Annotated in this window: 16 protein-coding genes and 2 pseudogenes; 5 read left to right on the top strand and 13 right to left on the bottom strand. The window is 59.8% G+C overall.

Going from position 1 to position 15,048, the window contains the following annotated elements; genetic code table 11:
- Positions 1-10 precede the first annotated feature (10 nt).
- From WMC41_RS09890 to WMC41_RS09880, 3 genes and pseudogenes are all read right to left on the bottom strand, one after another.
- Positions 11-2,359, bottom strand: coding sequence for an SGNH/GDSL hydrolase family protein (locus tag WMC41_RS09890; RefSeq protein ID WP_432347905.1), 2,349 nt, complete (start codon positions 2,357-2,359; stop codon positions 11-13).
- Positions 2,360-2,813: 454 nt separating this feature from the next.
- On the bottom strand, positions 2,814-2,969 hold the full coding sequence (locus tag WMC41_RS09885; protein ID WP_432347903.1) for a hypothetical protein: 156 nt from the start codon (positions 2,967-2,969) through the stop codon (positions 2,814-2,816).
- 73 nt (positions 2,970-3,042) lie between these two features.
- Positions 3,043-3,174: pseudogene (locus WMC41_RS09880) on the bottom strand (transposase domain-containing protein); the annotation flags it as partial.
- A 124-nt stretch (positions 3,175-3,298) separates the two neighbouring features.
- Between WMC41_RS09880 and WMC41_RS09875 the strand changes: the two are divergent.
- Genes WMC41_RS09875 through WMC41_RS09865 form a run of 3 tightly spaced genes read left to right on the top strand, consistent with a single transcriptional unit; the run spans position 3,299 to position 6,458 of the window.
- Positions 3,299-4,540, top strand: coding sequence for a site-specific integrase (locus WMC41_RS09875; RefSeq protein ID WP_432344158.1), 1,242 nt, complete (start codon positions 3,299-3,301; stop codon positions 4,538-4,540).
- The gene (locus tag WMC41_RS09870) at positions 4,537-5,460 is read left to right on the top strand and encodes a tyrosine-type recombinase/integrase (RefSeq protein ID WP_432344161.1); all 924 of its coding nucleotides are present in this window, start codon (positions 4,537-4,539) and stop codon (positions 5,458-5,460) included. Before WMC41_RS09875 ends, WMC41_RS09870 begins: the two co-directional genes overlap by 4 nt.
- A complete protein-coding gene (locus WMC41_RS09865) occupies positions 5,457-6,458 on the top strand; it encodes a tyrosine-type recombinase/integrase (RefSeq protein WP_432344164.1) in 1,002 nt (333 codons plus the stop codon). The genes WMC41_RS09870 and WMC41_RS09865 overlap by 4 nt, the downstream gene beginning before the upstream one ends.
- Before the next feature lie 140 nt (positions 6,459-6,598).
- Here the strand turns inward: WMC41_RS09865 and tnpC are convergent.
- From tnpC to WMC41_RS09815, 10 genes and pseudogenes are all read right to left on the bottom strand, one after another.
- Positions 6,599-8,113: pseudogene (gene tnpC / locus WMC41_RS09860) on the bottom strand (IS66 family transposase); the annotation flags it as partial.
- A 75-nt stretch (positions 8,114-8,188) separates the two neighbouring features.
- Entirely contained in the window at positions 8,189-8,533 is a 345-nt protein-coding gene (tnpB, locus tag WMC41_RS09855; RefSeq protein WP_109462507.1) for an IS66 family insertion sequence element accessory protein TnpB, read from the bottom strand.
- Positions 8,530-8,931 (bottom strand): transposase, encoded by a 402-nt coding sequence (locus WMC41_RS09850; protein WP_288081970.1) that lies wholly within the window; start codon positions 8,929-8,931, stop codon positions 8,530-8,532. The genes tnpB and WMC41_RS09850 overlap by 4 nt, the downstream gene beginning before the upstream one ends.
- A 65-nt stretch (positions 8,932-8,996) precedes the next feature.
- Complete coding sequence (locus tag WMC41_RS09845) at positions 8,997-9,446, bottom strand: hypothetical protein (protein ID WP_432347901.1); 450 nt, start codon at positions 9,444-9,446, stop codon at positions 8,997-8,999.
- 140 nt (positions 9,447-9,586) lie between these two features.
- Positions 9,587-9,769, bottom strand: coding sequence for a hypothetical protein (locus WMC41_RS09840; protein ID WP_432347899.1), 183 nt, complete (start codon positions 9,767-9,769; stop codon positions 9,587-9,589).
- A gap of 99 nt (positions 9,770-9,868) precedes the next feature.
- Positions 9,869-10,054 carry a hypothetical protein gene (locus tag WMC41_RS09835; protein ID WP_288083408.1) on the bottom strand — a complete coding sequence of 62 codons (186 nt, stop codon included), beginning with the start codon at positions 10,052-10,054 and terminating at the stop codon, positions 9,869-9,871.
- Between the two features lie 126 nt (positions 10,055-10,180).
- Complete coding sequence (locus WMC41_RS09830) at positions 10,181-10,606, bottom strand: hypothetical protein (protein ID WP_432347897.1); 426 nt, start codon at positions 10,604-10,606, stop codon at positions 10,181-10,183.
- Positions 10,599-11,522 (bottom strand): hypothetical protein, encoded by a 924-nt coding sequence (locus WMC41_RS09825; RefSeq protein WP_432347896.1) that lies wholly within the window; start codon positions 11,520-11,522, stop codon positions 10,599-10,601. Before WMC41_RS09825 ends, WMC41_RS09830 begins: the two co-directional genes overlap by 8 nt.
- The gene (locus WMC41_RS09820) at positions 11,523-11,990 is read right to left on the bottom strand and encodes a hypothetical protein (RefSeq protein WP_432347895.1); all 468 of its coding nucleotides are present in this window, start codon (positions 11,988-11,990) and stop codon (positions 11,523-11,525) included.
- A gap of 249 nt (positions 11,991-12,239) precedes the next feature.
- On the bottom strand, positions 12,240-13,040 hold the full coding sequence (locus tag WMC41_RS09815) for a hypothetical protein (protein ID WP_432347893.1): 801 nt from the start codon (positions 13,038-13,040) through the stop codon (positions 12,240-12,242).
- 208 nt (positions 13,041-13,248) lie between these two features.
- On the opposite strand from WMC41_RS09815, the gene WMC41_RS09810 reads away from it, so the two are divergent.
- Together WMC41_RS09810 and WMC41_RS09805 are read left to right on the top strand one after the other, a co-directional pair.
- The gene (locus tag WMC41_RS09810) at positions 13,249-13,473 is read left to right on the top strand and encodes a DUF2934 domain-containing protein (protein ID WP_432347892.1); all 225 of its coding nucleotides are present in this window, start codon (positions 13,249-13,251) and stop codon (positions 13,471-13,473) included.
- Positions 13,474-13,570: 97 nt separating this feature from the next.
- On the top strand, positions 13,571-14,947 hold the full coding sequence (locus WMC41_RS09805) for a hypothetical protein (protein WP_432347891.1): 1,377 nt from the start codon (positions 13,571-13,573) through the stop codon (positions 14,945-14,947).
- Positions 14,948-15,048: the final 101 nt, after the last annotated feature.

Here is a 15,048-nt window from a genome sequence, read left to right as displayed (position 1 = left end):
TTACGGTCGACTAAGATAGTACCGGTAACCCAACCAGCCCCAAGCTAGTGATGATGTTGCGGAAGGTCCCGCGATGGCCGTTATCGTTGTCGTGCAGCCCATCGGAGAGATAGCCGCCTGCCGGATCGAACGTACTCATCGCGTAATTGTCGATGCAGGACACGCCGAGGTCGCCGGCCGCCTGTCTGATGGCCATCGCCAATTCCTGCGTGTCAAAGGACATGTTGGGTGCATCCGGCCAATCGGTGGTCGCGCGCGTCGGTGTCATCAGGATGAGGTGCTTCCCTCGCCCGGCAAGATGCGAGCCGATAGTTTTGAGGCTATCGCGGGTCCGCTGCCCCGCGTTGATGCGCAAGGGAGAGGTCGTGGTTGCGCGGTCATTCGTGCCGATCTGACCGATGACAAACTCATCTTCGTCCAGGATTCCGGGATAGAGATTGTAGGTCGTGTCAGTTGGCAGCCACTGTTGCGACTGCGTGCCGATGATCCCCTGGTTGCGCACCTGGATACGGCGATGATGGAGGATCGCCTCCAGCCGCAGGCCTTGGATTGTCGCGTTGTTCCAGAGCCGCACCTTGTGTCGCCCGAAGGCTGTTGAGATCATCTGTTCCGCCCCCCATGCGGAGGGGGACGAATAAGCGTTGTAGACCCCTACGACAGTGCCATCGATCTCGACGGTATATGTGGCCGCCGGGTCGGTGGAAATGGTCGCCAACCGAATCTTGAATGCGTCTCCCGTGAACTCGAAGTACAGCGCATCATCCGTCGCTCCAGAGACTGGCGGAAGATCGAGCACCCGCAGCAGGAGCGGCCCGGCCGCAAACGCAAAAACATTCTTTGGTCTGGGGCTGCCGGTGCGGCGGTCGCGGACCTTGAAGCGCTCATTGTCATAGCAGACGTCGCCGATGGCCCATTTGCGCGCAAACCCAACCCCCGGATCTCCAGCTGTGACCGCGCCACTGCAATAGGTCAGCGCGAGGTAGCGGAGGAAGAGATTGGCCCATGTGGGCGAGACCGCCGCGTCGATGGTGTTGCGGGGGTCGTCGAGATGCGCGGTGCGCGGTGATGACGGAGATAGGCCGGAAGCGCCCAATCCCCAAACCTTGGAATCACCAAAGAGGCAGATATTGACCGAGCGGAAGTCATCATAGAGAGCGTACCGCAGCCGCGCCAAGGTGGTTGGGCGCTCCAGAACCGAGACGCGCGCATCAAGAGCCGACGGGTAGCGATATGCTGCCTGCGACCAGTTGGGATAGGCTGTGTCTGTGATCGTCGGCGCGGTCGTGAAAAAATGCGAGGCCCAGAAACCGGTTGCCCGAAAAGCGTCCGCCCGCGGTCGACCAAAAACGGCGCCTACTTCCACGCGATATGCCGTTTTGCCGGAACTGATCGCAAGCGTGCCATAGTAGCGACGGACATTGCTGCCGAGACTATCATAAGCGGACAGGACTACATTACCGAGGGTGCCGTCGCTATAGCGCAACGTGACGCGCGGTTCGCCGTTGGAGCCGAGGTCCCATCCCCCTGTGACTGATTCCAAGAGCACTGACGCGTAGATGCGCCCGCCGCGGAGACGCACGTCGGCGCACAGCTGATTACCAGTAAGGCCGACGGTTTCCGCGTTGGCCGATACGTCGAGCGCTCGCGTGATGCCGAGAGCCGCCAAGACCGGGTTCGTCGTCGTCACAATCGTGGACGCGAACGTCTGATTGGTGCTGAGCAGGCTGTCAAACCAGACCGGCGGTGCGCCATCTGCCGCAAGATTGCCGTTCGCAAAGACGTTCGGCGCTGCGCCCTGCACGGCGAGATCAAGCCGAGCGATGGACGCCGTATGAGTCGAGATATCAGACGCCATGCCGGTCAAGCTGGCATTGCTCTTCTTAACGAGCGCGCCAGACTCCTTGACGTAAAACCCGTTGTTGGAGCCGTCGGCCAGAATGTTCACGCCGCCGCCTTCGGCAATATCCCCGATGGCGGCATTGGCGAGCGCCAGCGTGTCGAAGTTCTTTGTGCCGATGGACACTGCCGCAGCAAGCGAACCCAGGTCCGAGTGGCTGGGGAAGTCTTCGACATTTTGCGAAGCCGCCGTGCCGAGTGCTGGTCTGTTCGTCAGATCGACATAGCTGCCGGACGTCGCTACGTCTGCCAGCGCATCGGCATTCGGTTTCTGCGCCAGAAGATCCAGGAACGGCGCAACGCCAGCCTCAACACGGCGGGCAGTCTCGTCGTTGACGTAAGCCTGAAAGCCGCCCTTGCGGAGACGGTGGGTGCGGCCCTCCTTGAGGCCGAAGACCTCGAGGTTTTCGACACTGTCGGCAATCGGGAGTTGAGTTACGCGGGTTGGAAGGTGCTGATTCATGGAATCTCCGAAAAGAAAAAGCTCGCCGGAAGCGGGCCGAGATGGCCGAGGAGCCAGTTGTACCTGGGCTCGCCTTGTGGATTGCTGTGGATTGTGCTCACGCTCTAGACAATCAGGGCGCGAATCGGCAACCGTTGCAGCGGGTTGCCGTCGGCTACTTTCGTTTCTGGGATCCTTGCATCTTACTCGGCACGGGCACGGTGCCACGATATCGTGGCCTGGAGTGGTGGGCTCTCACCCACTAAGAAGCGGAAGGGGACGACGACATGAACCGCATGTTGAAGTCGAAGTTCGTGAGAGTGCGGGCGTATGTCCGTCGACGGTTTAATCGCCTTGAGCATGTGCGTGCTCACTGGCGGTCTCACCCGGATCAGCTCTCATTCAATTTCTAGGCTAGGCGCGTGCACCTAGTCCGTCGACGGCAACCCACAGGCAGCGCCCGAACGCGCCCCGCTCAGGTGAACAACCCGCCCGTCATCCGATTGATGTGGTGGATCACCCGCGGCTCGAGCCGCTCCGCTGTTTGGTCCCAGACCTTGGCCACCTCACCACGCAGCATTTCCACCGGGATGAACACGCCGGATTTCTGTTTCTCGAACTTCGTTCCCATGCGTTCACGCTTCTGCTGTCCGGACAACACGAACGGATTGTTCTTCGTGTAGTTGTAGGAATAGCGTAAGCGGTCAGCCGATGGCGTCGGACCTGAAGTTCCAGGGCATGAGGGCTTCGATGTCAGACGCGGGCCAGCCTTGAGCGATGCGGGTCAAGGTTTGGCAGAGCCAGGCGAGCGGATCAACGCTGTTCATTTTGCAGGTTTATGCCGACCGGCGAACTATGCCGATTAAGCAAACTTTTGCCAACGTTTTCTGTAACATAGCGGTAACCCCAGCGGCATAGCTTAGGGTCTCTCCGTCGTAATTGACGCGAAGGAGAGGACATATGATCGCAAGTGACTATTTGAAGCGCAGCGCACTGTATCGGAAGCTGGTCCACGGTCCATATCGGGAGTTTGCGCGCGTTTACGCCACCAAGATGTCAAACGAAGGTTTGGGTCGGCACTGCACGCGGCGCTCGCTGAGCCTGTTTCGAGACCTGATGGACTGGTATGTTGGCAATGGACATCATCCGCAGGATTTAAGCGAAGCTCATGTCGATCGTTTTCTTGAGCATCGTTTCGAACACTGGAGCCCTGACACGGGCGACCGATCAGCGCTCCGACGCTTACTCTCCGCGCTACGGGAAGAGCGCTTAATACCAACTGCCCTCCCGGTTGAGCGTACAGAGCACGAGCAGATTATCGATGTATTCGCGGTATATTTGTCGAATGAGAGAGGACTCGCTGCCTCGACGGTGGAAAGCCACAAGCTGCTGTCATATCGATTTCTGCGGGAGGTCTGTCCTGCCGGCGCAGACGGGTTTGAAGCGCTCACCCCGGAGATTGTCATCGGGTATGTCGAACGACATGCGCTCGATGGCTCCGCCGACAGCGGCAAGGCAATGTGCGGAGTCGTGCGTGCCTTTCTGCGTTACTTGCATCTGAAGGGCTTCATTTCGACGGCGTTGGCCGATTGCGTGCCGTCCATCCGCCGCTGGCGACTTGCCGGCCTTCCAACATTCCTACCGCCAGAGAAGGTCCAGAAGGTTCTTGATGCCTGTGATCGGACGACGGCAATGGGTCATCGGGACTATGCGGTTCTGATGATCCTTGCCAAGCTCGGTTTGCGCGCCAGCGAAGTTGCCACCCTCAATCTCGATGATATCGACTGGCAGTGCGGCACGATCCTCGTACATGGAAAGGGGCGACGGCAAGCGACTATGCCGCTACGTCATGACGTCGGAACAGCTATCGTCGCTTATATCCGGCATGGGCGGCCCGCTTCGGCATGTCGGCGAGTTTTCTTGCGAACTCTTGCGCCGCACGTGGGTTTTGCGTCCGGCTGCGCCATCACGATGATCGCGAAGCAGGCACTCGAACGGGCAGGCATTGACGGCTATGCGCATCACGGTGCCCATCTTTTCCGCCACAGCCTCGCGACCGACCTTTTGCGGTCAGGCGCCAGCTTTGCCGAGATCGGCCAACTGCTCCGCCATCGAAGCATCGACAGTACAAGGATCTATGCCAAGCTCGATATCGAGAAGCTGCGTGAACTGAGCCTGCCCTGGCCGGGAGGTGCCCAATGAGCCGGCTTCGCACCGCGCTTGAGCGCTACGTCGGCATGCGCCAAGGGCTGGGATACAAATATGACGGTCCGGCAAAACGATTGTCGGAGTTCGTCGCTTTCATGGAAGCCCGCGGCGCCGAGACCATCACGACAGACCTTGCAATGGAGTGGGTCACCTCAATGGGCCGGCAGCCGAGTTGGTCCGTCCGCCTGGTTGACGTGCGCTGCTTTGCCCAGCACCTGGCTCATTTCGATCCTCTGACGGAAGTACTACCAAGCGACGCTGTACCGCCGGCACGGCGCACAAAGCCCTACATCTATAGTGAAGTCGAGATTCAGGCGCTTCTGGCAGCAGCACTGTCGCTGCCGCCGGCCGGCGCCCTTCGGCGATGGACATATAACTGCCTGTTCGGATTGATAGCGGTGACCGGGCTGCGCCATTCCGAAGCGCTCGGCCTGCTCCGGACCGACGTTGATCTCGACCAGGGCATCCTCACCATTCGAGAGACTAAGTTTGGTAAGTCACGGCTAGTGCCGCTACATGCCACGACAATCGCCATCCTTTCAGACTATGCCGCCCGACGCGATGCACACCTTGGTACGCCGCGCAGTCCCTATTTCTTCGTCGCCGAACAGGGCGGCAGATTGCTGCATCAATACGTGCACCGCGTGTTCTGGCGATTATCCCGGCAAATCGGATTACGGCAGGAGGGGAATCGCAATGGCCCACGGATTCATGATCTTCGTCACCGTTTCGCCGTCCAGACCCTGATCAACTGGCATCGGGCTGGCGAAGATGTGGAACGCGAACTGCCGGTTCTCTCGACCTTTCTCGGCCATACCAATGTTCGCGACACCTACTGGTACCTGTCCGCCGCGCCGGAACTGATGAACCATGCGGTCCGGCGATTGGATAAGCGTTGGGAGGCTCGGTCATGAGACGCACGAACGACTTGGCCGTGCTGATCGAGCGGTGGTTCACAGATCGGCTTATGAAGCATCGAGGTGTAAGTTCTAACACCATCGCCTCCTATCGCGACACCTTCAGGCTCCTGTTTGCGTTCGCACAGACGCGCCTTGGGAGATCCCCATCCCAGTTGACGCTGCGGGATTTGGACGCTCCCTTCATCGGCGCATTCCTGGAGGACCTTGAGACGAAGAGATCCGCCTCAGTGAGGACCCGGAATCTCCGCCTCACAGCCATCCGATCCTTCTTCCGGTATGCAGCGTTCGAGGAGCCCACACATAGCGCCCATATTCAGCGTGTGCTCGCGATCCCCAGCAAGCGATGTGACAAGCGGCAGCTTCAGTTTCTAACCAGGCCCGAGATTGAAGCGATCCTGGACTGCACGGATCGAAGCACGTGGCTGGGACGCCGCGATTACACTCTGCTATTGTTGGCCGCGCAAACCGGATTGCGGGTCTCGGAGATTGTCGACCTGGACCGAGACTCCGTAATGCTCGGCCAGGGCGCGCATGTGCGATGCGTTGGCAAGGGCCGCAAAGAGCGATGTACGCCGCTCACAAAGGTTGCACGGCAAGCCCTTCGTCACTGGCTCAACGAGCCCAGAAAGCGAAGCGCAACGGCGCTCTTTCCGAACATGCACGGTGGCAAGCTCAGCGCTGACGGCGTGCAGGCACTGCTGAACAAATATGTCGCCAAAGCACGTGAGCACTGCATCTCCCTTCGCTCAAAGCGGGTCTCGCCCCATGTCTTGCGGCACTCCGCCGCCATGGAGTTGCTACAGGCTGGCGTCGACTGCTCGGTTATTGCCCTGTGGCTGGGCCATGAAGCGATGGAAACAACCCTGACCTATCTTCATGCACATCTTGAACTGAAGGAATCTGCACTCGCAAAGCTGAAGCCGTACGAACGCGCTAAGGCCGAGCGATTTCGACCAAACGACCGGCTTCTGGAATTCCTGAACGCCCTCTGAGCATGAGAACTATGCCGAGTGTCAACCACCGGCATCCGGCCGAACCTGCCGGGAACGCGCCATGGACCGTTCCTATCAGAAGAGGCATTCGGCATAGTTCGCCGGTCGGCATAAACCTGCTTATGCCGCGCGCGGCATAAGGCCGTCTGAAGGAGAGTGGCCAATGTCGCCCAGGTGCGTCCACCACCTTCGCTGCCGGCGAATAGACTATTTTTTCTCGTGATTGTTTGAGGCCTGATCGCGCGTTCGACGATATTGGAGTCGATTTCGACACGGCCGTCCGCCAGGAACTGCTCCAGCGCGTCCCGCCGGGAGAGCGCATAGCGGATCGCATCGGCGGTCTTGGATTTCCCGGAGATTTTGCGCAGCTCTCTCTCCCACAGATCGAAGAGGCCGGTGACAATGACTGCGGACTTTTGCTGTCGCAGCGTCGCTCTGGTATCGGCGTCCCTGCCGCGAACCTCATCCTCGACCTTCCATAGCGCGCTCATGGCGACGACCGTATCCGTCGCGGCCTGCGAGACCCCGGTGATGTGCAGGTCGTAAAACTTGCGCCTCAGATGCGCCCAGCAGCCTGCGAGTTGGATCGTCTCGTTGTTGCCGCCTTTGGCCCGCGTCTTGGCCAGGCTGGTGTAGGCCGTGTATCCATCGACTTGCAGGATACCATTGAAGCCAACGAGATGCCGCGCCACGCACTGCGCACCTCGGCTGTCTTCGAAGCGATAGGCGACCATCGGCGGGCTGGTTCCGCCATAGGGCCGATCATCGCGTGCGTAAGCCCAAAGCCAGGCTTTCATGGTCTTGCCCGAACCGGGCGCAAGGGTGGGTAACGTCGTTTCGTCGGCAAAGACCCTCTCGCCTTCCTTGACGCGCTCCAGGATGTAGTCGGCGCATATCTGAAGCTCGAAGCCCAGATTCCCCATCCATTGCGCCATCAAGTTCCGGCTAATCTCGACGCCATCGCGCAGATAGATCGCTTCCTGCCGGTAAAGCGGAAGGCCGTCGCCGTATTTGGAGACCGCGATATAGGCCAGCAGCCGCTCCGTCGGCAGGCCGCCTTCGATGATGCGCGCCGGTGCCAGAGCCTGGATCACGCCGTCACGCCCCCGGAAAGCGTATTTGGGGCGGCGCGTCACGATGACCCGGAACTTCGGCGGCACGACATCCAGCCGTTCGGAGCGGTCCTCGCCGATCAGCACCTTTTCCAGACCCTCGCATTCAGCAGGGATTTCCGGTTCGATGATCTCCTCAATGCGTTCGAGGTGAGCGGCAAAGCCCTTGCGCGGACGCGGCGCACGCTTCGGCTTGTCCCCGGCAGCGCGATCAAGCTCGCACTGGATCGCCGAAAGACCCGTCTCGACCTCCTCGAAGGCAAAGGACACCTGCTCGTCATTGACGGCCAGGTGCAATCGCTCGGACCGCGTGCCATTCTGCGTGCGCTGCAGGACCTTCATGATCGTCGTGAGGTTGGCGATCCGCTCGTTGGCCGCCGCCTCGACCGCCTGCAACCGGATAACCTCTGCCTCGGAGGTGACGAGCCGAGCTTCTGTAACCGCTATCCGCGCCTCGTTTGCCGCCTGCTCGCGCGCCATCGCCAGGACCATCGCCTTCAGCGCATCGACGTCATCTGGCAATTCGGAAACAGGCAAAACCATGGGAGGAATAGAGCACAAAAGCGGCCGTTTTCCCAAGCGTTCCCGCGACATGATTCATCTTGCCGCAGGCCGGTATCAGCCCGTCAGCAGCGGTCGCCGGACCTTGGCTGGACGGATCTTTTTCCAATCCATTCCGGCCAGAAGCGCCATCAGTTGCGAATGGTCGAGACGCACCCGCGCCGCCGATATGCCCGGCCAGCAGAAGCTGCTCTCTTCCAGGGTTTTTGAATAGAGGCAGACCCCGCTGCCGTCCCACCAGACAATGCGGACACGGTCCGCCCGTTTCGACCGGAAGACGTAAAGCGCGCCATTGAACGGGTCGAGGCCGCCATCCCGCACCAACGCCATCAACGATGCGGCTCCCTTGCGGAAGTCGACCGGTTGGCAAGACACGTAAACCACAACGCCGGAAGCGATCATGCCTTGCGCACCGCGCCGATAATGCCCGCCAACTGATCCGGATCGATATCGCCGCGTACCCGGATGACGATATCGCCAACCACAATCTCCACCGTCGCGCCGCCGCTCACCTCAAAGCGCGTGAACTTCGCCGGCTCGCTTTCCATCATGGTTCGACCGCCCAATGGCACCGTCAATGGCGCCATCGTCCCCATGGAAAGCGCCTTCCTGCGCCACGCATAAAGTTGCGACACGTCCAGTTCATAGGCGCGCGCAACCTCCGCAACCGTCCCTCCGGGCGAAAAAGCTTCCGCCACAAGCCGCGCTTTCTCGTCATCAGACCAATGCCGCGGCGAACGTCGCGACGGCGTTGCCGTCAAAACTTCGAATGTCCGGACCTGATTCACCTTGTCGCTCATATGACTCTCCGCATGATTCATGCAGAAAATGAGCTTCCGCGAACAAACGCGCTACGTGGGATCGCCTACACGCTTACGGAATAGCCGTCGGTGTTAGCTCGCACGAAGACCTGGCCGTTCCAGTTCGGCTTGGCGACGCGCTTCGGCCACCACCCGGCTTTCATAAAGCTGGACGGGAAGACCTGCCGAACGCCGCGAGGAGCGGCACTCACGCCGCGTTGGGTCTCACGCGGTTTGAAGTGCTTCAGGCTGATGTCCCCACCCTGACCGTGGATGACATAAGTCAGAGTCGAAGGCGTGGATTTCGTGACGTTCCGGCGCACGGCCTTCAAAGTGGTTTGCTTCCGAAGACCGGTCTGAACGGCAAGGGCACGGCCAGCGGCCGTGCCCCCTATGCGTCCGGTTTCGTTGATCGCTCGGCTGAAGACTTGCCCGGCTTTGCGTGGAGATTTAAGGGCCGCCGTTGCCTTGGTGAAGAGGCGAAGGCCGTCGCCGTGGATTTCGAATTTTAACATGTTGTGTTCCTAATTCTCATCCTTCCGCCCATAGCGGCGGCTCGTGGTCCACTCGCTCGGCACGACGGCGTGCCGGACACTGGAACCCTTTGGCGAGGAAAGCTTTCTTCTATTGACGCGATAGTACCGGGATCGCTGAATCAGCAGCCGTCTTGAGAGATGCCACCGATGATCGATAACAGCCGCGAGGCGGCCGTTGGCATGTTGGGCGCGACTACCGTGATGACGACACTGGAGTCGTCGAATTTGATCAGCGCCTCCACGAAGGCGTCGCCGTCATCATCTTGGCCAGCGGTGAGCTGCCAGCTTGGTTCGTTGGTCAAAACGGTCTCCGATGAAAAGCCCAGCGCAGGGGCCGGGCGATGATGGGATGATGTTTGTGGGTGCAGGTGTCCGCAGTGTCCGCGTTGCGGGCACCTGGATCAGGGTTTTCTGTTACGGGGTAACAGCCCGAAATGACCGCGCAGACGAGCGTCGGTCGCGGCAACGTTCACGCGGCCAGAGGCATCTGCAATCAGCAACCCCTTTTGTTTCCAGATAGTTACTGTCTTGCGGCTAACGTGCTGGTATTCCGCGTATTCGCTTTGATTCATGTAGGTAACGGTCACAATCCGCTCCGTTCTGTTACCTGCCCGCAGTGTTACCCCCTTTTTTGAGGGTGCAATCGCTCAGGGCCGAGGCCTGCGTGACCGCTTGGCGGTCAGGAAGGGGCACGGTCCCTGTCCTTGGGGGGGCTACCGGCCGCCGCGGGCGTTCATTTTGGCGATGACCTTCGCCCAGCCCGTGAGCTCCGCCGGTTTGTCTTCCGCGGCTGCGGAGCCGTTCCGCTTGTTGAAGTCGGCGACGACCTTCGACCAACCATGGGACAAGCGGCTGGGGTCTTTCGTCTCCGTCCCGTTCATGCGGGCGACCACACGCGCCATGGTCGCCTTGGTTTCAGCCGCTTCGGCCGCCTCCCGCTCGGCACGACGGCGTGCCGCTTCTTTCACGAGGACGTCATTCCGCGCCGTGACTGGCGCAGGCGTTGGTACGGTGGCAGCAGGCGCAGGAGCGGCAACTTGCCGCTCCCCGAACAACAACGCGGCCTTGGCGACATTCCGGCGTGCCATAGCCACGGCAGCAGCCGCGACCATCTGCTTCCGACGGTCATCATCAGACATTCAATGTCTCCTTCGGGGCGAGCGAGTATAAGTATTCCGGGGTGCGTTCACCCTCATCCGGCCGTCGCAGCAATGGCTTGTCGAGAGCCGCCAGGATGGAGTTCGGAGGATACGAAACTGCCGACCAGAACGGCGACGACCCGGCGTCCAACGGGGGGAGTTCAACGGAAGCAGCGAGACTTGGCGCATGCCAGCCGCTACGGTCGGGCAGGTATTTGGTTCGAATGAACCGCCGCTTGACGACCTCCAGCACGCCACCGCCATCAGTGCGCACCCGGCCGGTGAAGGCAACTTCCCCATTCGAGGCAACGCCGGCGCGTGGCCTTGCGTCCGGGTTAACCTGACGCTGCATGTGATCCGGAATCGGCGTGCGCTGGTCGCCGATGCCTGCCCAGAGTTCGACAGTCTCGTGCTTCAGGTCTTCGCGATATAGCTGTCGGGTGCTGCGGATGTCCTCAGCCTTCTCAAGACGAGCGGCACCGGCCGGCAGGCTCTCGTTAGCCAATTCGACAGCCATGTCTGCCTCGGCGATCGAGCGGAGCACGTCGCGGATTTGCAGGGCTGACTTTTCGTACGAGGGCAGTTTCTTGCGGGCCGCTTCCACCAGTTCCTTGGCGCGATCATAGGCCGCCTGGCGCTCGGACTCGGCTTCGGCTTCGAGGGCCTTTTCGTGCTCCCGTTCCAGCTTAGCCAGCCTCGCACGGATCTGATCGATTTCTATCCCAGCCTCGACCTTGGTATCCAGCAGCTTGCGGAGTGCAGCCTTATCAAGCGTGAGCAGACCATCGTCATATGCTGTTTCTGCCGCCACTACAGCGGCTTCCGCAGCCTCGAGTTCGGCGTGGGCGCGGGTGATTGCGCTGGCAATGTCGGTGGAGGACTGGCGGCCACCGAACAGCTTGGCTAGTTTCGACATTTAGGATTCCTTTTTCAGATCAGCACGCAGTGCTGCGATGGTGTGGGCGTCGACGAATCTGGCCGAGATTGCCCCGCTGGCGGGCTCGTCTGCGCCGAACACGACGACCTGGCCGGCGATTGCGATGGTGGCGGCCGGCGGATCGATGTGAGCCGCGACGTCGGAGGCGGGAACATCGTCACGGAACAGGAGGTCGGCCACCGCGTGGTCGAACCGGGTGCCTTCGGGGTCGGTCAGGGCCGCAAACGTTGACGTGGTTGCCGCGGCGCCGCCGAGGCTGGTTTCGGTGATGGCCGCGACAAACAAATTGACGATCTCGTCGCGGGTAGCGCTTTCAGGGTAGCGACGGCTGCCCTCGGTTTTCGAAAGAAGCCCGGCATCCTGCAGGCGGGCGGCTACGGTCTGGATGCGGCCGGGGCCGCGGCGGAGGTGGTGCGCAATGAGTTGCGCGACTTCATGGAGGCGCATGGGCGATCCTGAATTTTTGGATGTTGGGGAATGAAAGCTTTAAAAAATGACCGTCCGCCTGCGGCCAAGTGAAGGCGGACGGTCAGAATCCGCGGGACGTCCAGAACCGCGAATTGGGGAAGCTGGCCCGGTGCGCGATGGCGCGCACACGGGGAGATCGCGCCGGAAGGAAGGACACGCGGCGATGTGGAAATGAAAAGCCCGGCGCTGGGGCCGGGCTGCACTTGCTACTTCTACTTCGTAGCTTCGCTAAGCTACGCGATTTGTAACATCAGCGCGGAAATTGCTTTCGCCGACTTGCGCCTTGGCCCAAGCCATAGCTGTCTTCATAAGCTTCGCGCCCTTCTTGTCTTGATACCGGCCTTGCGCACCGAAGGCCTTGCCGATCCCGGCCACGTTCTCGCCGGCGAGCAGCAGTTCGAGCACGTAGTCGACATCTGCCGGAGGAGCCCCAAAGTCCGCCTCCTCCGCCTTCAGCGGCGAACCCTTCGACTTCCCTGGTCGCGGTGTGCCTAGCCCACTCTCCGCGCCCAGAAAGATGGCGCCTTCGCCGACGGCATCTGCGCAGGCACCGAAAGACTGGAAGCGGTCGGAAAGCTTGCGCACATCGTTCTGCGGTCGCATGTCAACGCGAGTGTAGCCGCACGGCTCCGCAGGCACTGGCTCGGCGTCGCCAAGGCGTGGGATCACGGCGGGAAGATCAAGGTGCTTGCCCAAGTTCGTCTTCACCTTTGACTTGCCGCGGGCCGTGCCGTTGCGCCTGACATCGAGGCCGCCCCGCATCGGTTCGTTGTCGTTGGCCGCGACCAAGGATACTGGGAGCCGCTGGCGGGCGATCATCCATAGGCAGGCCGCCCCATACTCATCCTGCTTGGCAGCCCAGTTGAATGCTGGACGACCGCCGCGGTAGACGGGTTCGCGGCCTTTCGGCGGCGCGTTGTCGTTGGCGGCTATGAGCTCCGTGGCGTAGCGTTCCGCGGCGTTCCGGGCGGATGCGGTGCGGAGTGTAGTAGGAACGCTCGTTCGAGCGAACGCCATCTGATTAGTCATAGACAGGAGTTCCCAAGGATAGAGGCGCCGCCCGTTCCGGGTCTTGCGCATGTGCCGTCGTGCGGCGAGCTTGATTCTAAATATAGATGCTTTTTACAAATTTGTCATACTTTTTCTATTGACAAAATAGAAAAAGTATGATCGCGATCAAAAACGGATGCGCGGAACCAAAATCACACCACCACGTTATGAGCGCCGGAGGTGCCCCATGGACAATCGTGAAGACCGAATTAGACGCCGAGCCTTCGAATTGTGGGAAGCGGCAGGTTCTCCCGGCGGAGATGGCGCTGAATTCTGGCTTCAAGCTGAAGCTGAGATAGCCCAGACCGATCCAGTTCTTGAAGAGGACACCCCGGACGCCGCTGCGCGTCGCGAGGTCGAGCGGGAGAAGCCGGAGTCGGTGATGAAGGTTGGCGGAGGGAAGCGAGTTTAGGGCGAAATTTACGGATCCGCTGCCAACCTCTGCAAACTTTAGTTGTGCTCCCACAACTCGGCGACATATTGTTACCCTCTAGCATGTGGAGGGGCTTATGCCGGCTGTCGGGGAAATCGCAGATCACATCATTGGCTTGCGTGAGAGGATTAGCACGCAGTTCAATAGCCAAGGGTGGACGGAAGAAGGCCCATTAAATCAAATTCAGGGCTACTTACCATCGTATTCGATTTTGTTTGTGTACGACTACATTAATTACACAGCTAACCGTGTTCGAGCGCTTAGCGACCATGATGTCAAAAAGAACAACCTTGAACAGTTCCTAAGCGCTCTCGTCCCTGCAGTTTCCACTCTACAGTTCAATCACCTCGCTAATGATGCCGACATCGTCATTGGTGGGTTGATGAACCTCTTGCAAATGGTCAACGAGCGGCTCCCAAGCGAAGCGAAAGCGCCAGTGCCGCTTGATTGGGAGGACGTCGAAGATAAAAGCCTAATTCCCAGAGATCTCGCAAGAAGGCTTCGCGCGCTAGAGGCAACACTGGCTAGGCTAGAGCCAAGATCGATAGACGTAGATCGTAAAATTGCAGATATTGAAGCCGCACATGCTGCGGCTGAGCAACTTCCAGAAGACCTTGAGGAACTCGCCGCAAAACGCGATGAAGTTAAGGAGATCGGTGAGCAGGCAGCCAAACTTCTTGAGCAGGCGCAAAAACTGGTAGCGAGCATCAATAATTCCAAGGACGATGCGGTGCATGCGATGGACCGGATTTCAGATGCTGAAATCAAGGCCGATCGGCTGATTTCCAGAAGTGAGCAGGCACTAAGAGGGTCAACTGGCGTTGGCTTAGCGAATGCCTTCGAAAAAAGAAAAACGGATCTGTCTTGGATTGGTTTGGCGTGGGTTATCGGACTAATTGGCGCCCTAGTGGCGGCTTTCGTAATCGGAGCAGATCGCGTTGCCGCCCTTCAGACACAATTAAAGAACGATAGCCCAGCCCATTTAGTGTGGATGAATGTCGTTCTAACCATCTTTGGCGTAGGTGGGCCGATCTGGTTCGCATGGCTGTCTACGAAACAAAGTGCGGTGACGCTCAGACTAGCAGAAGACTACGCTTTTAAAGCCGCGGTGTCGAAGGCCTATGAGGGCTATCGCAAGGAAGCTGTTGAGATCGACCCATCGCTTCAGGCACGCCTGTTCTCATCCGCGCTAGATCGCCTCGAGGAAGCGCCTATCCGTCTGATGGACAAGGAGACCCACAGCTCCCCGCTCCAGGAACTCCTAAGCAATCCATCGATCCGGAAGAGCCTTGAGGGAATACCTGGCATAACAGATAAGATCTTCGCGCTTATACCGACGAAGGACGTCACAGCGGTCGCCGCCCCGGTAGTAGCCGCGGCTGCAATTGGGTCCGCGGCTGCGTCCAGTAAGTCCGCCAAGAAACCTAAAGAACCCGAAGTCGACGAACAATGAGTTCCCAATAGGGAGTGGAATTCCACCCCGGTTCCAGCCTGGGGTGGGTGTTCCACCCCCCAGGGGGTTATAGGGGGTGGAAGGAACAAGGGGGGTGGTAT

Source organism: Shinella yambaruensis, from assembly GCF_050859155.1.
Lineage (GTDB): Bacteria > Pseudomonadota > Alphaproteobacteria > Rhizobiales > Rhizobiaceae > Shinella > Shinella yambaruensis.
The sequence above is the reverse complement of the archived record's forward strand: the minus strand, read 5'-3'. Positions and strand labels throughout refer to the sequence as shown.